Source organism: Paenibacillus enshidis, from assembly GCF_042136365.1.
GTDB classification, from domain to species: Bacteria; Bacillota; Bacilli; order Paenibacillales; family Paenibacillaceae; genus Paenibacillus; species Paenibacillus enshidis.
Map to the genome: position 1 here is coordinate 178,328 of NZ_JBHHMI010000004.1, position 20,657 is coordinate 198,984.

A 20,657-nucleotide genomic window follows, 5' to 3' on the forward strand; every position below is an offset into this window, starting at 1 on the left:
TCGTGTCCTTACGCAAGCTCCAGTATTTGTACATCTCTTCCGTTCATCGTGACCGAACCCGTTATTTCCGTACCGCTAAGCAAGTCACGGGCGCTTCTGTCTCCAAAATCATAGGTTTGCGCTTCGGCGTTATGATTCATGACGAACAAATACTGCTTGCCGTTCTTGGTCCGCATGCTTGCTTCGATGCCTGCCGGAGCTTCAAGCAGCGGGCGAATGCCTTTTTCCTCGCAGATTTGCCGCAGCAGACTGTCAAGAAATGGCTGGTCGGGATCGGTAGCCACGTACCATGCGCTGCCTTGACCGAACCGGTTGCGGGTCAGGGCCGGCATGCCCTGGTAGAAATCTTCTCCATATTCAGCGAGAACTTCGGCCCCTTCACTATGCAACAGGTCGCACAGCATGCCGCATTCGTATTCGCCCTTGAGAGAACCATATTCCTTGGTCACGACAATACGATTCTTCTGTTCAGGCAGCAACGCGTCGATTTCTTCCACCCATATTCCAAGCAGCTTCCGCAGTTCTCCCGGATATCCGCCCAGTGTAACGAGATCGTTTTCATTGACGATGCCGCTGAAGAAGGTGGTCAGGAAGGTGCCGCCTCCCTGAACAAAGCGTTCCAGCCGTTCCGCAACCCCGGGCTTCACCATGTACATGACAGGGGCGATGACCAGGTCATATTTCGCAAAGTCAGCGTCCGTCCCGATCATATCCACTTGTATATTACGGTTGAAGAGAGCGGCGTAGTACTTATGAACCTGATCGACATATTTCAGCGCGACGGTGGGTCCGCTGGATTTTTCCACTGCCCACCAGTTATCCCAGTCAAACAGAATCGCCACTCTGGCCTCCACAAGCGAATCCAGTGTCTTGTCCCCAAGCTGCTGCAGCTCCTTGCCGAGCTGTGCGACTTCCCGGAATACCCTTGTATGCTCATGTCCGGCATGCTCAATGACAGCGCCGTGGAATTTCTCGCAGGCACCTGCTGAGCGCCGCAACTGGAAGAACATGATCGTATCCGCTCCACGGGCAACGGATTGATAGCTCCAGAGCCGCATAACTCCCGGCCGCTTCAGCGAGTTGTAGGGTTGCCAGTTTTGCTGGCTTGGCGTTTGTTCCATCAGCATGAACGGCTGTCCGTCTTTTAGTCCGCGCATCAGGTCATGGGCCATGGCTGTGTAGCTGTAAGGCGTGTTAAGTCCAGGATAGCTGTCCCAGGAGACGATGTCCATATGGCGGGCCCATTTGAAGTAGTCCAGTTGCTTGAAAAAGCCCATGAGGTTGGTGGTCACGACAGCATCCGGAATATGCTTCTTAATCACGTTATGCTCCAGCAGGTAGCATTCCAGCATACTGTCCGAATTGAAGCGCGCATAATCGAGCGAGATGCCCTGGAAGGAGGATTTGTTGTCTCCCCAATGCTCGCTGAGATTGCTCGGGAGCACAATTTCGTCCCAGTTATAAAAGGTATGTCCCCAGAAGGCGGTATTCCAGACCCGGTTCAGTTCTTCAATCGAACCGTATTTATTTTGCAGCCAGACTCTGAAGGCCTGTTCGCAATGGTCGCAATAACAATCCCCGCCGTATTCATTGGAGACATGCCACACCAGCACGGCAGGATGCTGGCGGTAGCGTTCGGCGAGCTTGTCGGCAATCCGCTCGGAATATTTGCGGTAAGTTGGGCTGTTCGGACAGGAGTTATGGCGGCCGCCGAATTTGCGCTTGCGCCCGTCGGCATCAACTCGCAGAATATCCGGGTATCTTGTTGCCATCCATGCAGGATGGGCGGCAGTGCTTGTAGCCAGGCAGACAAAGACACCGTTTTCATAAAGGCTGTCGATTAACTCATCCAGCCATTCGAAGTGATATGTATTTTCGTCCGGCTGATTTTTGGCCCAGGAAAATACGTTGATCGTTGCCATATCAATTCCGGCGAGCTTGAACAAACGCAGATCCTCTTGATGTGTCGCCTGATCCCATTGCTCGGGATTATAGTCGCCTCCGTAAAACATTTTTGGCAGCTTGCTGCTGATCACAATCTTCACCTCGTTATATAAGAATAATTCCATGGTATATCAATTCAACATCTTTTTAAATATAATAAAAGTAATGATTGGTATAAAAATATGGAACTTATCAAGGAGAGCTTTGATGGAGCCTGTGCATAAAAGATATTTTCTCTCCCACAGGGAGCAGCCCCTTCCTTTATATATGGAAAGCATCGGCTGGAACGGGGGACAGGAGGAGGTTGACCGGCCGGAGGGGTATCCGCTGTATCATTGGCTGCAGACGGTGAAGGGGGAAGGACGCTTCCGGTTCGGAGGGGCAGAGGTGCAGCTTATTCCCCATACCGGCGTGCTGCTTCCTCCTGGCGAACCGCATGCCTATCTCAGTATGGCGTCGCATTGGCAGACACTTTACATTACTTTCGGCGGGCCTGCGGCGGCGGCTGTGCTTTCTTCCCTCGGCCTGAACCGCGCCTCATGGTATCATTGGGATGCAGGGAGTCTGCTGGAAAGCTTCGGCATGGAATTTGTGAATATGGCAGCTCCGGACCGTGATTTGTCAGGGCTTGACGCATCCGCAGATCTCTACAAATTTTTGACCCTGCTCAAGAAGCACGGCAGGACCGGCTCGCTTCCCTCGTTGTCCGAGCATGTGGAACGGATTTCACCTGTTCTTGATTTTATGCAGAAGAATTACGGCCGTCCCGAGATCGGGCTGGAGGATATGGCGGCCGTTCTCAACATAAGCGTGCGGCATTTGAATACCCTTTTCAAACAGTCGCTTGGGGTTACCGCCTATGCCTATCTGATTGCGCTCCGTCTGCGCAAGGCCAAGGAGCTGATGACCAGTGATACCTCCCTGCCCGTCAAGGAGACGGCAAGGCAGGTTGGCTTCCGCGATGCGAGCCATTTCGTGGCCACCTTCCGCAAAATGGAGGGGTTGACGCCGCAGCAGTTCAGAACACTGTATTAAACCTTTGTTTTACATACCAAACATGCAAAGAAAATCGCTTGAACATCTGCCGTCACTGTGTTTATATGTTACTTGGATTGATTTGTAATTAATTTATATACATTGGAATATTTTCGGGAGGGACCTTAATGATGAAGCTGGGGAACAATGAAAAACTGATTTTTATCGGCGACTCGATTACAGATTGCGGACGGCAGCGTCCTGTCGGGGAAGGCTCCAGCGGCGCGTTGGGGACAGGTTATGTCGCTCAGGTGGATGCGCTTTTGCGGGCGGTTTATCCTGAGCTTGGCATCCGGGTCGTCAACATGGGTATCAGCGGCAATACCGTTCGTGATCTGAAGGAACGCTGGAGCAGCGACGTTATCGGCCAAGAGCCGGATTGGCTTGCGGTCAAAATCGGCATTAACGACGTGTGGAGGCAATTTGACGCTTCCAGCCGGCCTGAGATTCATGTATATCTTGATGAATACAAGCGCACGTTGCGGGAGCTGCTTGCTGAAGCCCGTCCAACGGTTAAAGGGCTTGTGCTAATGACCCCTTATTATCTGGAGCCCAACCTCGAAGATCCGATGCGGGCGACGATGGACGTCTATGGTGCGGCAGTTATGGAAATCGCCAATGAGTTCGATGCCATTGCCGTAGATACGCAAAAGGCGTTCGACAGGCAGTGGGAGCATGTGTATCCGGCATCCCTCGCATGGGATAGAGTGCATCCTGATCAGGCAGGCCATATGGTCATCGCGCGGGCGTTTCTCAATGCCCTGGATTTTGACTGGAACAGATAGCGGGAGTCTTGAGCCGGCCCAATGATCCGCCATTGATATGGCGGATTTTTTGCGCTTGCCGTCCCCTGGACATAAAAATTAGGCGCCTCTTACGAGACGCCCATTGATGGGAGAGGAGAAACCGGACGAAGAGCTTATGGGGAAACGTAAGCCTTCTCCGCGGTTGTCTACGGCATTGGTTAAATGCCGATATCTCAAGTGTGACCCGGTTGGGGCAGGAATATACATGCAGAACGGGAATTTCATGAAAAATCTTTGTAACAGGTTGTATGAGCCATTTTCCATATAGATGTGCTATATGTTACGATAACGTCGTATCGGTCTGTCAGGAACAGACGGTCAAGACTACATAGAGAATGGGTGAACATAGCGTGAGAGTTGTATCGGGCAGTGCTAAGGGCAGACCGCTTAAGGCAGTTCCCGGAACGGGAACGAGACCGACAACCGATAAGGTGAAGGAAGCGCTGTTTAGCATGATTGGTCCATACTTTGACGGGGGAGCCGCACTTGATCTGTTTGCGGGCAGCGGGGGACTTGGCATTGAAGCGCTGAGCCGTGGCATGGAGAAAGCGGTTTTTATCGATATGGAGCCGAAAGCCATTGAGGTGATCAGGGAAAATCTTCGTAAAACCGGCCTGGACAGCCAGGCTGAAGTGTTCCGCAATGAGGCCGGGCGTGCATTAAAGGTCTTGGCCAAACGCGGGGCTGCTTTTGATGCTGTTTTTCTGGACCCCCCTTACCGCATGAAGAATGGGGATGAGCTGATGGAACAGATGGACAAGCTCGGCCTGCTGCGGGACGGCGCCGTCATAGTCCTTGAATATGAATCCGGCTACAGCTACCCGGAGCGGTTCGGTTCCTTCAACCAGCTCCGTAAAGCCGTTTACGGTGAAACTGCTGTATCCATCTTCAGCTATGAAGGGATGCAAGGACAAACTAACGAACAATCAGGAGCCGCAGATGAATCAGACAAAGAGGCGGCAGACGAGGAGGAGCGGCATGGCTGAGCCGGAAAATAAAAAAAGGATCGCCGTCTATCCAGGGACATTCGATCCGGTGACAATGGGGCATATGGACATTATTCAGCGGGCATCCAAGCAGTTTGATCAGCTGATTGTGGCCGTGCTGAACAATATAAGCAAAAATCCGCTGTTCAGTGTGGAAGAGCGGATCGCCCTTCTGCGGCAGGCGACGGAGGATATGCCTAACGTTGAAGTTGATTCCTTTCGCGATTTGACAGCCAATTATGTCAGGCAGAAGGGAGCTCAGGTCATTGTGAGAGGCATCCGCTCCGTAACCGATTTTGAATACGAGCTGCAGCTGGCTTCTACCAATCATAAGCTGAACCCGGAGGCCGAGACGATCTTCATGATGACCAATCCGAAGTATTCCTATTTAAGCTCAAGCATGGTGAAGGAAATCGCGCATTTTAACGGCAACGTCATCGACCTGGTATCACCTGAGGTGGAAGAAGCGCTTAGACGCAAAATCAGCGAGAAGAATGGCGGGTCCGCCAACTGATGATAAACGAGGCTGTCAGCAGCACTCCCAGGATGGCAGTCAGCAGGGCAAACGGGACTGTAGCAAGCGTGAGCAGCCGGCCGATGGAAGGGTCAACAGTTCCTTCCTGAATGGGGAGCAGTTCCAAATAGGCAGGCACGGTAAGCGTGGCGAGCTGCTGCCAGGGATCCCACAGAAACCATAGGGCCAGAAATGACATCCCTGCATGCAGGAGGCGGGTAACGGCAAAGCTGAGCCCTCTGTCGGCAGGTCTTGTCATGGTGATGACTTGCAGCAGTCCGCTGATCCCCCCCCAGCCAAGGATGGCGCCGATCGCTGCGGTCTCCATACGGGAAGCGCCGAAAAAACGGACGGCTGCATGAGCGCCAAGATGCTGCTCCAGCAGCGCAGGCCACAGCAGCATGGGAGCCTGCGGTGTCAAATAGACATTCAGGAGCCGGATCATGACGGCGAAAAAAATGATAAAACCGCCGACCAGCATGAGGGTCTGGACGGCGTTCGACACCGACTCGCCCAGCAATCTGCCGAAGCTGCGTCCGTCTCTTTGGCGGGCGGCGGCCATTTCTGCGTATAAGGCCTGCAGCATAGAAGGACGGCGGGCGGAACCTCCCGGGGAAGTGGGGTAAGTGCTCTGCTGTGCTGCTGATTCCTTCGTCCCGAAAAGTCGGACGGAGATGATGGCAGCGAGTATGCCGGTAACCCAATGCACAAGCAGCAGCATATAACCTGTGGAAGGGCTGTGCAGGAAGCCTGCTCCGATGACAAGCACAATCGTCATCGGGTTGCAGAAGCAGGCGGCTCCGGTCAGCAGGCGGACCTGCCGTTCCCCCAATCCGCTCTGGCCGGCCAGCTGCCTGGCCGCCTCCGCGGCCGCCGGACCGCCAGCGGTCATCCCGAGCGCAAGCACCCACCCGCTGCGGCCTGGAAGGCGAAAGCAAGCGCCCATAAGGGGGGCCAGCAGTACACCCAGCCCATGTACAAATCCGGAGGCGATCAGCATTTCGGACAGCATCAGGAAAGGAAGAAGGGCGGGGAAGACGATGCTCCACCACAGCTTCAACCCTTGTCCTGAAGCCTCATATACCTGCTCGGGCGCGGCGACGACTGCGGCCACCAGCAGCAGCGAGCAGGCTCCAAGCAGCCAGGTCGTCCACAGCCGGCCAGGCTGTTTTTCCTGTATTGTCTGCATATTGCTCCTCCTTCCGGATGGGTTCTATCATTGTGTGTTTTTACTAGTAATAAGGATATGCGGCCACGGGCAGGGACAGACCGTGCTTGTCAGCATTTGCTGTCCTGTTGCCATGTTATTGAAGTGATATCGAAGGGGGAAGTATATATGATGAGGGCGGGAAACCGGAGCTTATGGTTCACCCTGCTGTATGCCGCCATGATTGCGGCCTTGGCCTATGTGCTGATCTACATGCCGACCCCGTATCTGATCTATCGTCCGGGCAGCGCCGAAGAAGTCAAACCGATGGTATCCGTCAGAAATGGCGATCCTGCGGAAAGCGGCACCTTTATGATGACGACCGTATCGGCCAGCTACGCCAATCTGCTCATGCTGGGGCTGGCAAAAGCCGACAGGAATGCGGAGGTGCTGACCAAGGAAAGCCGTCTGCAGGGGAGCAGCGAGGACGAGTATGCGGCCAAGCAGGTTTATTATATGGACAATTCGCAATCATCCGCGATTGAAGCGGCTTATAAAAAAGCAGGCGTAGCCTACAGAATCGTTCCGCAATACATTTATGTGCTGGAGACGGCTAAAGGGGCGGACCCGTTTTTTCATCCAGGAGATAAAATTGTGGAAGTGAATGGCGAAGCCGTGGCAGACAGTGAGGAGCTTCAACACATTCTGGAGGGCAAAAAGGCGGGAGACCGTGTAGACGTCAAACTGGATCGCAAGGGAGACACGGTGAGCGGAAAGGTGGAGCTTACGACGGTTAGTGACACGGCGTCCGGGGAGCAGCGTACAGGCTTTGGGGTAGGTATAGCCACACTCCAAAAAATCATGCCTGGAGAAGCGGGGCATGAAATTACCTTCACTTCGACAGATGTCGGGGGCCCGTCGGCAGGTCTGATGTTCACGCTGGAAATCTACAATCAGCTTACACCGGGGGATTTGTCCAAAGGGTACCGCATCGCAGGCACGGGCACGATTGGCGAGGACGGCAAGGTAGGTCCAATCGGCGGCGTTGTCCACAAAATCGTGGCGGCGGACAGGGAGCATGCGGATATTTTCTTCGTGCCTGAGAACAATGCGGAAGCGGCTGAAGCGAAGGCACAGCAAATTGGGACAGGCATGAAGCTGGTGCCTGTCCGCACACTGGACGACGCTTTGCGCTATTTGGAGCAATTGCCGGTCAAGGCCAAATAACAGGGGGCCTGTAATAGTCCCCGTACAGGCTGCGCACGTCCGCTGCAGGCATGCCCGCTGTGTATACAGCCGCTGCATTTATATCCATCTGCAAATGCGGATGCTCAAACCCTGCCGGGCGGATAAGGACGGGAAGGGAGGCAGTCTGCTTCATTTCGGCCAGCATGGCCTGCCCTGTTCGGTTGAAGCCGAGCACGCGGATATAGGCCGGGCCCTCTGCAAGCCGGGCCGGAGCCAGCTCGGATTTGGCATGGTTCAGCAGGATATGCGCCAGCATCCGCTGCAGCTTCACATGTGTATAGCGCTTCGTCTTCAGCGCTGAAAGCAGGGCTGTGACCGAGGGCTGCGGCAGCGCTGGAAGCAGCTTCTTCAGCCTGTGCTCCAGCCCCTCGGTCACCTCGTGCAGCCCGGCCAGCTCGGAGGCGCTGCGCGTGATCAGGGCGTTCAGCAGCGGCCGGCTGAACGCCTCCCATGTCTGCGGCGCACGGCCGGCGGCCCACTCACGCCGCAGAAGGTCTAGCACGGCGCCCGGCACATAGGGCGCCGTGGCATCCGGTCCGCCCGCCAGCAGCAGGCGGCGGACCGCGGTGGCGCTGGCGATGCCGCCGGCCGCCAGCGTGTCGTGATAGCCTGCGCCGGTGCGGGCTATCGTGAAGGGCTCGATCGCGCTCTGCAGCCGCTGCAGCGCGATCAAATAATGCAGCCCAAGTGTATTGTTGGGCTGCTGCATGAGGGCGGACAGCTCCGCGCCGTCCGCCTCCCCGCCGGCGAGCGCAGCTGCCGCCCCCGCGTAAGCCGCGGGGTAGCTGGCGCCGCCCGCCAGCCGCGCGGCGATGCCGGCCTTGAGCTCGGCCGGCTCCGCCGCCAGGACGCGCGCGAGCCTGCGCAGCGGCGCGATGTCGCCGCTCTCGCTGCCAAAGCAGAGCGCGTCCACGATGCCGGTCGCGTGCAACAGCGCGACCGCGCCGTAGGCGAACCATTCCGCCGCCTGCACGGCGTAGGCGACCGGCAGCTCAATCACAAGATCGGCCCCCATGGCAAGGGCCATTTCGGTGCGCGACCACTTGTCCGTAATCGCCGGCTCGCCGCGCTGCAGAAACGGGCCGCTCATGACGGCGATAGTCCGCTCTGCTCCGGCCGCAGCCCTGGATGCAGTCCAGTGATGAACATGGCCGTTGTGCAGGGGATTGTATTCAACGATGATTCCCAGCGTTTTCATGCTTTCAGGACAGCTCCCTTGTCAAGCGGGGTATAATAATCGTATACCATTTTACACGAACATCAGCACTTTTGCCCGCGCCCCGAATGGGCAGCTTCCTCTCGAAGGTGTAAAGGAAAAGGTGTTGACAAACCTCTCGTTCAATCGGTATAATAATTTTTGTTTGTTTGGAGTGATATAGTATGCATTTACACTTTCGCAAGGTTGCCATGAATGACGGTCCGGTTTTGATCCGGGAGAGCTTGAATGTCGAGCCGCTGATTACACACCGCAAGGATATCACTTCAGTTTCACCGCTGACTGCAGACCTTGCAGCCGTAAGCGGGGAAGAAGGAAAGATCGATGTGAGCGGAACGCTGGCAGCCGAACTGGACACGCTGTGCTCCCGTTGCCTGACACCGATTCACGAGCATATGAACATTTCCTTTTCGGAACGCTTCGAGCAGGGGCAGGAACAGCCGGAGGACGAGGAGATGGAATCGATTATGATCGAAGGGGAGTCGTTCGACACCGTTTCTTTTTGTGAGGAATCATTCCTGCTGCATCTTCCGTTTGCGCCGCTGTGCCGGCCTGATTGCAAAGGGCTGTGCCCGACCTGTGGTCAGAACTGGAACGAAGGCTCATGCAGCTGCAACAATGAGCGGATAGATCCACGCCTCGCGGGTCTCAAGGATTTTTTTAAAAAATAAATACTTGAAATAATCGATGAGTTATTCACCGGCTGCGGTGGGATTGGCCACGAGCCGTCCTGCCCGGTCTTGAATGAGATAAACACATATACCCTTCGGGGTTGATCTCGATAAGGAGGTGGGAATGATGGCAGTACCACAACGCAGAACGTCCAAAACGCGCCGCGACAAACGTCGTACTCACTTTAAACTGGCTGTGCCAGGCATGGTGAAATGTGAACAATGCGGAGAATTGAAGCTTGCTCACCACGTATGCAAAGTTTGCGGAACATACAAATCTAGAGAGATTATCTCTCAATAACATTCGAAGCAGCGTGCTGTGATTGTACAGCAGGTCGTCTTGATGTTAAAAAGTAGTGCTTCACCCTGGTGAGGCGCTATTTTTTTTGTGGCCTGGCTTTCTTTTTGGCGGGCGATGCTATATACTGGCTTAGTACCTGGTTCTAAGAAAAGGCGGGCAAATCCGCTTATACATATATTTCTATTTAAGCTTTTGCAATAGTTTGGGAGGAAGGAGGCGTTTGGCCATCGAGCGGCTGCCCAAGAGACTAAGACAGCAGAGGCTGTCGCAATTAATTGAAGACAACCCGTTCGTCACGGATCAGGAATTGACGCGTCAACTCAAGGTCAGCATTCAGACGATCCGGCTGGACCGGATGGAACTGGGCATTCCCGAACTGCGCGAGCGGATGAAGCTGATGGCTGAGCGGTCATACGATCAGGTCCGGTCGCTGCCTCTGCATGAGATCATCGGGGACATCGTTGATCTGCAGCTGGACAAAAGCGGGATATCGATATTTGAAATCCGTGACGAGCATGTGTTTTCACGGACCGGCATCGCACGAGGGCACTATGTTTTTGCCCAAGCCAACTCATTAGCCGTCGCCGTCATCAATGATGAGATCGCGCTGACCGCTTCGGCCGATATCCGGTTTGTGCGGCCCGTTCATTTGGGCGAGAAATGTATAGCCAAGGCCTATGTCCGCTCCCAGCCGGAGCAGAAGGGCAAGGCCAAGGTGGAAGTATTCACTTATGTGGGAGAAGAGATGGTCTTCCAGGGGAACTTTGTCATTTACCGTTCCACCGGGGAAGAATACAGCGAAGGAGGGAACCAGCATGCGGATCGCCATTGATGCGATGGGGGGAGACAACGCGCCGGAAGCTACAGTTGAAGGCGGACTGGCTGCCGCAGCTGAATGGAAGGATACGGAGATCGTGCTTGTCGGTGACCAGGGCAGAATCGAGCCGCTGCTGGAGGGGAAGCAAGTGCCGTCGAATCTGACGCTCCGGCATGCCTCCGAGGTTATAGATGCGGAAGATGAGCCCGTGCGGGCTGTTCGCCGCAAGAAGGACTCCTCCATGGTCGTGGCTGGACGCATGGTGAAGGAGCAGGAGGCGCATGCCATGATCTCGGCCGGCAATACGGGAGCGCTGATGACGACCGGTCTGCTAGTTGTGGGACGGATGGAAGGGATTGAGCGTCCCGCGCTGGCGCCGATGATTCCAACGCTTGACGACCTTGGCGTGCTGGCCCTGGATCTGGGTGCCAATATGGACGCCAAGCCCGAGCATCTCGCGCAGTATGCCCAGATGGGCAGTCTTTATCGGCAAAAGGTGCATAATATTGCCGAGCCGCGTGTCGGGCTGCTTAATGTGGGCACGGAGGCGGGCAAGGGCAATGAGCTGACCAAGCTGGCTTATCCGCTGCTGGAGCAGCTTCCAATCCGCTTCGTCGGCAATGTGGAGGCCAGGGATGTATTGACAGGCAACTGCGATGTGCTCGTCTGTGACGGCTTTGCCGGCAATATTCTGCTCAAGGCGATGGAAGGGACGGCAGGGGCTATTTTCTCGCTGCTCAAGGAGCAGTTCACCAAGTCGCTGAAGACGAAGCTGGCAGCCGCCATGCTGATGCCTGAGCTGCGGGGGCTGAAGAACAAGCTTGACTACACCGAGCATGGAGGGGCTCCGCTTCTCGGATTGAGCGGTCTGGTCGTCAAAAGCCATGGCTCGGCGGATGCGAATGCCGTCAAAAACGCCGTCAGACAGGCGCGGATCGCGCTGCAAAACCGTCTTGTTGAGAGCATATCGAAGGAAATCAGCGGGAAGTGAGTGACAAAATGAATAATTTGAAACCGGTCGGTATTATCGGTACCGGCAAATACGTGCCAGAGAAGATACTGACCAATAGCGATTTGGAAAAAATGGTGGAAACAAGCGATGAATGGATTGTCAGCCGCACCGGCATCCGTGAACGCCACATCGCTGCTCCCGAGCAGGCAACCTCCGATCTGGCTTATGAGGCTGCGGTCAGAGCCCTTGAATCCGCAGGCATGACTGCCGAAGAATTGGATCTCATTATTATTGCTACGATTACGCCCGATATGGCATTTCCTTCAACCGCATGTATTCTTCAGGATAAGCTGGGAGCGAAGGGTGCGGCGGCATTTGACCTGTCTGCGGCCTGCTCGGGTTTTGTATATGGACTGGCTACTGCCACAAGCTTTATCCAGGCTGGCATGTACAGAAATGCGCTGGTCATCGGCGCGGACTGCCTGTCACGAATCACGGATTATACGGACCGCAATACATGCGTGCTGTTCGGGGACGGGGCAGGAGCGGTCGTGCTGGGTGAAGTGCCGGAAGGCAGAGGGTTCAAATCCTTTGACCTTGGTGCCGAGGGTGCGGGCGGTCCGTTGCTGCGATTAGAAGCGGGCGGATCAAGACTGCCGGCATCAGCGCAGACGATCGAGAACAAGCTTCATTACATTTACATGAATGGACGCGAGGTATTTAAATTTGCCGTTCGTGTCATGGGTACGGCGACAGACGTGGTGCTGGGAAAAGCGGGGCTGGACAAGAGTGACATCGATGTGTTCATACCGCACCAGGCCAACATTCGCATTATTCAATCCGCCATGCAGCGTCTCGACCTGCCTGAAGACAAAGTAATGATCAATGTGGATAAATACGCGAATACTTCGGCCGCCTCCATTCCGCTTGCGCTTGTTGAGGCGGCAGAGGAAGGGCGCATGAAAGAGGGCGACCGGGTGTTGATGGTCGGCTTCGGCGGCGGCTTGACCTGGGGCGCCTCTGTACTTGTCTGGTAATGGGCATTATATTTTGTTATTATCATTAACGTTACAGAAGCGAGGTGAATACGAGTGGGCAAAACGGCATTCGTATTTCCGGGACAGGGATCCCAAAGTGCAGGTATGGCAAAGGACGCCTACGAAGCGTCAGAGGCGGCCAAGGTGATATTTCGTCAGGCGGACGAGCGTTTGGGCTTTTCGTTGAGCACTCTTGTTTTTGAAGGTCCTGATGCTGAATTAAAGCAGACCTCCAATACGCAGCCGGCACTGCTTACAGCCAGTACAGCCTTATATGAAGTTTTTAAAGCCAGCGGCATCAAACCTGACTTCGTTGCCGGACACAGCCTTGGGGAATACAGCGCCCTTGTGGCGGCAGATGTACTATCCTTCGCGGATGCCGTCGAGCTGGTCCGCTCCCGCGGTCTGTTTATGGAAAAAGCTGTCCCTGGCGGCCAAGGCGGTATGGCGGCTGTACTGGGTGCCGACCGCAGTCTGCTTTCCGCTCTCTGCAGCAATATTACGGCAGGCGGGCAGACGGTTGAGCTTGCAAATGTCAATTGCCCTGGGCAAATTGTCGTATCCGGAACGAAGGAAGGCGTGGCACAGGTAGCTGAACGGGTAGAGGAGGCGGGCGGCAAGCGTGCCATTACCCTTGAAGTCAGCGGGCCTTTCCATTCGTCCTTGATGAGAGGAGCGGCGGACAAGCTGGCAGCCAAGCTCGAAGGAGTCGATTTTGCAAGAGCTTCCATTCCTGTGGTGACGAATGTTACAGCTTCTCCGGTACAGGACGGCGGAGAAATCCGTACCTTGCTGGTTGAGCAGGTGTACTCCCCTGTGCTGTGGGAAGATAGCGTGGCTTGGCTCATCGGCCAGGGAGTGGATACGTTTGTGGAATTCGGCCCCGGCAAAGTGCTGACTGGCCTGATCAAGAAAATAGATAAAACATTGACATTGATTAACGTGAGTGATATGGAATCGTTAGAGAGTGCGGTTCAAACGCTTTCCTGAGTGGTGAACGATATGAAGGAGGGGAAATGATGTCCAAGCCTTTAAGCGGCAAAACGGCGCTGGTGACGGGCGCATCCCGCGGGATCGGCCGCAGCATTGCCCTTGCGCTGGCGGAAGCGGGCGCTAACGTGGCTGTCAATTACGCCGGCAGCGAGCATGCGGCAGCCGATACGGCTGACCTGATTCGTGCCAAGGGTGTGGAAGCCATTACGGTGCGCGCTGATGTAGGCAAGGCGGATGAAGCCGGGCAACTGGTCAAACAGGTGACCGATACGTGGGGCCGTATTGATATACTGGTGAATAATGCCGGAATAACAAGAGATAATTTAATCATGCGCATGAAAGAAGAGGAATTCGATCAAGTGATTGAAACGAACCTCAAAGGAGTGTATAACTGTCTCAAAGCTGTCACACGGCCGATGATGAAGCAGCGCTCCGGGCGCATCATCAACATTTCGTCCGTGGTTGGCGTGCTCGGCAATGCGGGGCAGGCCAATTACGTTGCAGCCAAGGCCGGGGTGATCGGGCTGACCAAATCTGCGGCAAGGGAGCTGTCCTCCAGACAGATTACGGTTAATTGCGTCGCTCCGGGCTTCATTGATACGGATATGACGCAGGTTCTGCCGGATGAGATGCGTGAAAAGATTCTTGGAGATATTCCGCTGGCCCGTCTTGGACGGTCAGAGGAAGTAGCTGAAGTCGTGCTGTTCCTGGCCTCCGATGCTTCCTCATATATGACAGGCCAGACTCTGCATGTGGACGGCGGCATGGTTATGTAGCCGGACGCATGTCCGTTTAGAAGAGGGATAAGTCTCTTCTATGGCATTTTTATTGTGTTTTTCGTATAATACCAAAGAGGAGGTGAGCCGGATGTCCGACGTATTGGAGCGTGTAAAGCGCATTGTCGTTGACCGTTTGGGAGCCGACGAAGCAGAAGTTACCCTCGAAGCATCTTTTAAAGATGATTTGGGCGCTGATTCTCTCGATGTAGTTGAATTGGTAATGGAATTGGAAGATGAGTTTGATATGGAAATCTCTGATGAAGATGCAGAGAAAATTACAACTGTAGGTGAAGTTGTAAACTACATACAATCTCATACCTAAGTCAACACAAGTCCCGTTCTGATTCAGGCGGGACTTTCTCCTAATTCAGGATTTTGCCATGGATGGTACAGCCATACAGACTGAACTAAAGCTCGAATTTTACGGTAATGATGAATTACTGACTTTAGTTGATTCTATATACATGCAGGGCAAGAAGATCTGGTACTTAATTTGCAGCCAAACATTGAGGTGAATATCGTTGAAACAACGTGTTGTTATAACAGGAATGGGTGTGGTCACCGCACTTGGACAGGATTTGAATACGCTGTGGGACAACCTGATGGCAGGCAAATCCGGAGTCAGCAACGTTGATGCGTTTGATGTCAGTGACTACCCTACGAAGATCGCCGCTTCCGTGAAGGATTTCAATCCGGAGGATTATATGGACCGCAAGGATGCCCGCAAAATGGACCGTTTTGTTCAGTTTGCGGTGGCAGCTGGCAAGATGGCTATGAAAGACAGCGGAATTGAAATCGGAACCAACGCTGAAGCCGAGCGGGTGGGTGTATCCATCGGTTCGGGCATCGGCGGCCTGGGCACCTGGGAGGATCAGCACAATACGTTGCTGGAGAAAGGGCCGAAAAGAGTCAGTCCGTTTTTTATCCCGATGATGATCGCGAATATGGGATCAGGTCAGATGTCCATCATCCTGGGCGCAAAGGGGCCGAATACAACGCCGGTTACAGCTTGTGCAACAGGAAGCCACGCGATTGGCGATTCATTCAGAATGATTCAGCGCGGGGATGCCGACGTTATGGTTTGCGGAGGCGCCGAGGCGACGATTCGTCCGACGGGAATGGCCGGTTTCTGCTCCATGCGGGCGATGTCCACCCGCAACGACGAGCCGGAGAAGGCGAGCCGCCCGTTTGATATGGGGCGTGACGGATTTGTTATGGGAGAAGGAGCCGGCGTGCTCATTCTCGAATCCCTGGAGCATGCGCAAAAACGCGGTGCGCACATCTATGCCGAAGTGATCGGCTATGGGCTTTCCGGTGACGCCCATCATATGACAGACCCTGATCCGGATGGAGCCGCACGCTGCATGAAGATGGCAATCCGCGATGCGGGCATTTCCTCGGAAGCCGTCGATTATATCAATGCACATGGCACGTCCACTTCGGCCGGAGACAAATCCGAGACAGAGGCGATCAAGAAGGCGCTTGGCGAACATGCCTACAAAGTGGCCGTCAGCTCCACCAAGTCCATGACTGGCCACCTGCTTGGGGCAGCCGGCGGGGTGGAGGCGGTCATCTGCGGCCTTGCGCTGCAGAATCAGATCATTCCTCCGACCATTAACCTGGAAAACCAGGATCCGGAGTGCGATCTTGATTACGTGCCTAATGAGCCGCGCAAGGCAGAACTGGATGTCGTGATGTCGAATTCCTTTGGATTTGGCGGTCACAATGCTACGGTAATCTTGAAAAAATACGAAGCGTAAGGGGTCAGTTCGTTGAGTGGAGATTTGAAGCAGTTACAGCAGAAACTTCATATTCAATTCAACAACCGGCAGCTTTTAAAACAGGCCTTTACTCACGCTTCCTATGTGAACGAACACCGTTTCAGCCAGCATCAGGATAACGAGCGTCTGGAATTTCTGGGCGATGCGGTCCTGGAGCTGACTGTTTCGGAACAGCTCTACAATCAATATCCGAACCGGCCTGAGGGGGAGTTGACCAAGCTGCGCGCGGCCATCGTCTGCGAACCGTCACTTGTGAAGTTTGCGGTCGGTCTGGATTTCGGCCAGTATGTGCTGTTAGGCAAAGGTGAGGAGCTCACGGGCGGAAGAACCCGCCCGGCACTCCTTGCGGATGTGTTCGAATCCTTTATAGGAGCGCTGTATTTGGACCAGGGCCTGGAAGCCGTCCGGTCGTTTCTGGAGCGTCATATTTTCCCGCAGATCGCGGTGCAGGGAAAACCTCAGATCAGTGATTATAAAACTGAACTCCAGGAACTTACTCAGCACCACAATATGGGTGTTTTGGAATACCGTATTGTTGAAGAACGAGGTCCCGCGCATGAGCGGGAATTTGTAGCCGAAGTGCATATGGGAAGCGAACGGCTTGGAACCGGTATGGGACGTTCCAAGAAAGAAGCCGAGCAGCAGGCGGCAGCGGTCGCTTTGAGCAAGCTTAAGCTTCCGGAATCCTGATGCAGCAGCATAACCGCCAAGGACAAAGCAAGAGCAAAGAGCAGCCCGCGGGCTCGTCCCGGCCGAACGCTTGGACCGGACTGCTTTTTGCTCTTTTTTCGTTCAGAGCTGACAGGGTAACGATATTCAGTATTTTAGAGGTGAGGCATATATGTTTTTAAAGCGCATTGAGCTGGCGGGCTTTAAGTCGTTCGCAGATAAGACGGAGATGGAGTTTGTCCGCGGCATCACCGCTGTGGTGGGACCGAATGGCAGTGGAAAAAGCAATATTTCCGACGGCATCCGCTGGGTGCTCGGCGAACAGAGTGCCAAATCGCTTCGCGGCGGCAAAATGGAGGATGTCATTTTTGCCGGCAGTGACGCACGTAAAGCTGTCAATTACGGAGAAGTGTCATTAACGCTGGATAACGAGGATCAAGCCCTGCCGCTCGATTTCGGTGAAGTGACGGTAACCCGCAGGGTACACCGCAGCGGCGAAAGTGAATATTTTATCAACCGTCAGGCATGCAGGCTGAAAGATATTACGGAGCTGTTTATGGATACCGGCATCGGCAAGGAGGCTTACTCCATTATCGGTCAGGGACGAATCGAGGAAATATTGAGCACCCGGTCCGAAGACCGGAGGGGCATATTTGAGGAAGCATCCGGTATTGTAAAGTATAAATCCCGCAAGCGGGAAGCTGTGCGCAAGCTGGATGATACCGAGCAGAATCTGCTGCGCATCCATGATCTGCTGAGCGAGCTTGAAGATCAAATCGGCCCTCTGAAGGAGCAGTCGGAGAAGGCGACCCATTATAAAGAGCTGCGTGGCCAATTGAAATCGAAGGAAATATCGATGTATGTGCATCAGATCGAAAACATTCACTCCTCCTGGAGCACGGCGAGCGAAAAGCTGGAAAAGCTGCGGGAAGAGCAGCTTCAGCTCTCCACGGTAGTGTCCCGGCATGATGCGAAGCTTGAAAATGACCGCAACGAGCTGCGCCGGCTGGAGGAAGAGATAGAACAGCTGCAAAGCGAGCTGCTGCAGTACATCGAGGCGACGGAAAAAAGTGAAGGCTACGGTCAACTGCTGAAGGAGCGGCTGCGCAATCTGGAGGCCAACCGTGAGCAGTTGCAGCAGGCCTTGGCCGCGAATGAAGCCCGCAGCGGCGAACGCAATACGGAACTGGAAGCGCTGGAGGACAAGCTGGACCGGCTCACCGACGAACTGGGGCAGCTGCGGTCGCTTCTGTCCGCCGAGCAGGCGAAGCTGGTGGGCGTGACCGGCGGGATCAGCCAGGAGCAGGAGGAGAGCCTCAAAGGCAGCCTGCTGGAGCTGATGAACCAGATGGCCCAGGCGCGCAACGAGATCCGGTATACCGATCAGCAGAAGGAGTCGATTGAGCGCCGGATGAATCGGGTCAGCGACGAGTCCGGGAAATGGGAGATCCGAAAGGCGGAGTTGCAGAAGCGCAAGCAGGAAGTTGAAGCGGATGTTGCCAGAATTGCCAAGGAAATCAGCGGGCTGCGTACGGGATACATCACTGGAAGCGAGCGTTATCAGTCGCTGCAGAAGCTGCAGGAGGAAAGCCTTGCCGCCGCGCGCAAATGGGAGCAGAAGCGTGAGGCGCTCGTCTCCCGCCGGGATACGATGAAGGAAATGCAGGAGGACTTTGAAGGCTTTATTCTGGGCGTCAAGGAAGTGCTGAAGGCGTCCCGCAAAGGAATGCTGCAGGGTGTGCATGGAGCGGTGGCGGAGCTGATCCGCGTACCGGAGAAGCTGGAGCAGGCGATGGAGACGGCGCTTGGTGCTTCAGTTCAGCATATCGTCATGGAGAACGAAGCGGTATCTAGACAGGCTATCGGCTTCCTGAAGCAGCGGCAGTTAGGCAGAGCGACATTCCTGCCGATGGACGTCATCCGCCCGCGCCAGATCGGCGCCGGGGAGCGTCAGATTATCGAAGGGGCGGAAGGTTTTGTCGGCATCGGCGCGGATTTGATCCAATATGACGAACGTTATGGGGGCATCATCGGCAGCCTGCTCGGCAATGTCGTCATTGCCCGCACGCTGGAGGATGCGAACCGGATTGCGGCCCGCTGCCAGTACCGCTACCGTGTCGTCACGCTGGAAGGCGATGTCGTGAACGCTGGCGGTTCCATGACCGGAGGCAGCCAGTTCAAGAAAAATTCGAACCTGCTCGGGCGCAAGCGGCAGTTGGATCAGCTGGATCAGGAAATTACCGATGCCCAGCAGCAGGTAGAGAAGCTTCGGAGCGGGGTGCTGGATATCAAAAAACAGCTGGAAGAGGCCCAACTCCGGCTGGACGAGCTGCGCCAGGGCGGCGACGTCAAGCGCGGCGAGGAGCAGCAGGCTGCATCGGAGCTGAAGCAGATTGATCATGAGCTGCGCCATGTACTGGAGCAGGTTGCGGCTTCCGGGCAGGAGAAGAAAGGCTTCGGCCAGGAGCTCAAGGAACTGGAAACGGCACGGGCTGAGGCTGTCCGCAAGCTGGCTGAGCTTGAAGAGGAAGAGAAGAGAACGCACCAGGCCATTCAGGCGGCTGAATTTGCCCGTAAAGCAAACGAGTCGGCGAAGGAAGAGCTGCAAAGCCAGTTGACTGATTTGCGTGTTAAGGAAGGCAAATTGGAGCAGGAGCGCTTCTCGCTGGAAGAGCAGTTGAAGCGTCTGCAGGGCGACTATAGCTCCCTGCACAGGGACGCGAAGCAGAACCGCTCCCTGCTGGCCTCCGTGGAAGTTGACCTGCGCTTCAATCGCGAAGAAAGCGTGAAGCAGACGGAGGATTTGAACCGCTACCGCATTCTGAAGGATGAAACGGCGGCGAAGCTGGAATTCAAACGGGCCGCCCGCGCTCAGCTTTCCAAAAAGCTGGAGCTGGAGGAAAACGAAACGAGGGAGCAGCGCGTACAGCTCAAGTCGGTGGAAGAGCAACTCAGACAGACGGAGATCGGCGTGAACCGGCTGGATGTGGAGCTGGACAATATTTTGCGGAAGCTTGCCGATGACTATGAGATGAGCTATGAGCTGGCGAAGCAGCGCTACCCGGTGCCTGAAGATGTGGAAGGCACGCAGGCGGAGGTCCAGAAGCTCAAACGGAGTATTGCCGCACTTGGCGAGGTCAACCTTGGCGCTGTCGAGGAATATCAGCGGGTGAACGAAAGATACACCTTCCTGAACGAGCAGAAAACCGACCTGGTGGAGGCGAAGAGCACCCTGTACGAGGTTATCAAGGAAATGGATGACGAGATGTCCAAGCGGTTCAAAACGACCTTTGACGCGATTCGCTCCCGCTTCGGAGCCGTATTCGCCAAGCTGTTCGGCGGCGGCCGGGCGGATCTTGTCCTGCTGGAGCCGGACAAGCTGCTGGAGACCGGCATTGACATCGTTGCCCAGCCTCCGGGCAAAAAGCTGCAGAATCTGCAGCTTCTCTCCGGGGGAGAACGGGCGCTGACGGCGATGGCGCTGCTGTTTGCCATTCTGCACATCAAGCCGGTGCCTTTCTGTGTGCTGGATGAGGTGGAAGCGGCGCTGGATGAGGCGAATGTGGTCAGGTTCGCGCAGTATTTGCGCGAGTTCTCCGAGCAGACGCAGTTCATCGTGGTCACCCACCGCAAAGGCACGATGGAAGAATCGGACGTGCTGTACGGAGTAACGATGGAAGAGGGCGGCGTGTCCAAGCTGGTGTCCGTCAAGCTGGAGGATGAAGAAGCGGAAATCGCCTGAAACTGGTAATTATTTGTGA

Annotated in this window: 19 protein-coding genes; 16 read left to right on the forward strand and 3 right to left on the reverse strand. The window is 55.1% G+C overall.

The features are described from left to right. Nucleotides 1–8: 8 nt before the first annotated feature. Complete coding sequence (locus ACE41H_RS06940) at nucleotides 9–2,036, reverse strand: beta-galactosidase (RefSeq protein WP_375354504.1); 2,028 nt, start codon at nucleotides 2,034–2,036, stop codon at nucleotides 9–11. 115 nt (nucleotides 2,037–2,151) lie between these two features. Between ACE41H_RS06940 and ACE41H_RS06945 the strand changes: the two genes are divergently transcribed. The 4 genes from ACE41H_RS06945 to coaD all read left to right on the forward strand — a co-directional run bounded on the left by ACE41H_RS06945 (nucleotide 2,152) and on the right by coaD (nucleotide 5,285). Continuing rightward, on the forward strand, nucleotides 2,152–2,979 hold the full coding sequence (locus ACE41H_RS06945) for a helix-turn-helix domain-containing protein (protein WP_375354271.1): 828 nt from the start codon (nucleotides 2,152–2,154) through the stop codon (nucleotides 2,977–2,979). 131 nt (nucleotides 2,980–3,110) lie between these two features. Next, nucleotides 3,111–3,764 carry an SGNH/GDSL hydrolase family protein gene (locus ACE41H_RS06950; RefSeq protein WP_375354506.1) on the forward strand — a complete coding sequence of 218 codons (654 nt, stop codon included), beginning with the start codon at nucleotides 3,111–3,113 and terminating at the stop codon, nucleotides 3,762–3,764. A gap of 371 nt (nucleotides 3,765–4,135) precedes the next feature. After that, nucleotides 4,136–4,771: a 16S rRNA (guanine(966)-N(2))-methyltransferase RsmD gene (gene rsmD / locus ACE41H_RS06955; protein ID WP_375354273.1), complete on the forward strand. Its 636-nt coding sequence runs from the start codon at nucleotides 4,136–4,138 to the stop codon at nucleotides 4,769–4,771. Continuing rightward, entirely contained in the window at nucleotides 4,764–5,285 is a 522-nt protein-coding gene (coaD, locus tag ACE41H_RS06960) for a pantetheine-phosphate adenylyltransferase (protein WP_375354275.1), read from the forward strand. The genes rsmD and coaD overlap by 8 nt, the downstream gene beginning before the upstream one ends. Here the strand turns inward: coaD and ACE41H_RS06965 are convergent. Beyond that, nucleotides 5,254–6,474, reverse strand: coding sequence for a nucleoside recognition protein (locus tag ACE41H_RS06965; protein WP_375354277.1), 1,221 nt, complete (start codon nucleotides 6,472–6,474; stop codon nucleotides 5,254–5,256). The genes coaD and ACE41H_RS06965 overlap by 32 nt on opposite strands. A 147-nt stretch (nucleotides 6,475–6,621) precedes the next feature. Between ACE41H_RS06965 and ACE41H_RS06970 the strand changes: the two genes are divergently transcribed. Continuing rightward, on the forward strand, nucleotides 6,622–7,659 hold the full coding sequence (locus ACE41H_RS06970; protein ID WP_375354279.1) for a SepM family pheromone-processing serine protease: 1,038 nt from the start codon (nucleotides 6,622–6,624) through the stop codon (nucleotides 7,657–7,659). Here ACE41H_RS06970 and ACE41H_RS06975 read toward each other — a convergent pair. Then, complete coding sequence (locus tag ACE41H_RS06975) at nucleotides 7,646–8,878, reverse strand: nucleotidyltransferase (protein WP_375354281.1); 1,233 nt, start codon at nucleotides 8,876–8,878, stop codon at nucleotides 7,646–7,648. The genes ACE41H_RS06970 and ACE41H_RS06975 overlap by 14 nt on opposite strands. Before the next feature lie 182 nt (nucleotides 8,879–9,060). On the opposite strand from ACE41H_RS06975, the gene ACE41H_RS06980 reads away from it, so the two are divergent. From ACE41H_RS06980 to smc, 11 genes are all read left to right on the forward strand, one after another. Beyond that, a complete protein-coding gene (locus tag ACE41H_RS06980) occupies nucleotides 9,061–9,567 on the forward strand; it encodes a YceD family protein (protein ID WP_375354283.1) in 507 nt (168 codons plus the stop codon). A 127-nt stretch (nucleotides 9,568–9,694) separates the two neighbouring features. Beyond that, entirely contained in the window at nucleotides 9,695–9,868 is a 174-nt protein-coding gene (rpmF, locus tag ACE41H_RS06985; RefSeq protein WP_036645943.1) for a 50S ribosomal protein L32, read from the forward strand. A gap of 235 nt (nucleotides 9,869–10,103) precedes the next feature. Further along, nucleotides 10,104–10,700, forward strand: a complete 597-nt coding sequence (gene fapR / locus ACE41H_RS06990) for a transcription factor FapR (protein WP_375354509.1) — start codon at nucleotides 10,104–10,106, stop codon at nucleotides 10,698–10,700. After that, nucleotides 10,684–11,676: a phosphate acyltransferase PlsX gene (plsX, locus tag ACE41H_RS06995; RefSeq protein ID WP_375354285.1), complete on the forward strand. Its 993-nt coding sequence runs from the start codon at nucleotides 10,684–10,686 to the stop codon at nucleotides 11,674–11,676. Before fapR ends, plsX begins: the two co-directional genes overlap by 17 nt. Before the next feature lie 8 nt (nucleotides 11,677–11,684). Continuing rightward, nucleotides 11,685–12,674: a beta-ketoacyl-ACP synthase III gene (locus tag ACE41H_RS07000; RefSeq protein WP_375354287.1), complete on the forward strand. Its 990-nt coding sequence runs from the start codon at nucleotides 11,685–11,687 to the stop codon at nucleotides 12,672–12,674. 54 nt (nucleotides 12,675–12,728) lie between these two features. Next, entirely contained in the window at nucleotides 12,729–13,664 is a 936-nt protein-coding gene (gene fabD, locus ACE41H_RS07005) for an ACP S-malonyltransferase (protein ID WP_375354289.1), read from the forward strand. A gap of 29 nt (nucleotides 13,665–13,693) precedes the next feature. Next, a complete protein-coding gene (gene fabG / locus ACE41H_RS07010; RefSeq protein WP_375354290.1) occupies nucleotides 13,694–14,443 on the forward strand; it encodes a 3-oxoacyl-[acyl-carrier-protein] reductase in 750 nt (249 codons plus the stop codon). 91 nt (nucleotides 14,444–14,534) lie between these two features. After that, nucleotides 14,535–14,768 carry an acyl carrier protein gene (gene acpP / locus ACE41H_RS07015; protein WP_025334828.1) on the forward strand — a complete coding sequence of 78 codons (234 nt, stop codon included), beginning with the start codon at nucleotides 14,535–14,537 and terminating at the stop codon, nucleotides 14,766–14,768. A 199-nt stretch (nucleotides 14,769–14,967) separates the two neighbouring features. Beyond that, nucleotides 14,968–16,206, forward strand: coding sequence for a beta-ketoacyl-ACP synthase II (fabF, locus tag ACE41H_RS07020; RefSeq protein ID WP_375354292.1), 1,239 nt, complete (start codon nucleotides 14,968–14,970; stop codon nucleotides 16,204–16,206). Between the two features lie 12 nt (nucleotides 16,207–16,218). Beyond that, nucleotides 16,219–16,917 carry a ribonuclease III gene (rnc, locus tag ACE41H_RS07025; RefSeq protein WP_375354294.1) on the forward strand — a complete coding sequence of 233 codons (699 nt, stop codon included), beginning with the start codon at nucleotides 16,219–16,221 and terminating at the stop codon, nucleotides 16,915–16,917. Nucleotides 16,918–17,068: 151 nt separating this feature from the next. After that, nucleotides 17,069–20,638: a chromosome segregation protein SMC gene (smc, locus tag ACE41H_RS07030; protein WP_375354296.1), complete on the forward strand. Its 3,570-nt coding sequence runs from the start codon at nucleotides 17,069–17,071 to the stop codon at nucleotides 20,636–20,638. Nucleotides 20,639–20,657: the final 19 nt, after the last annotated feature.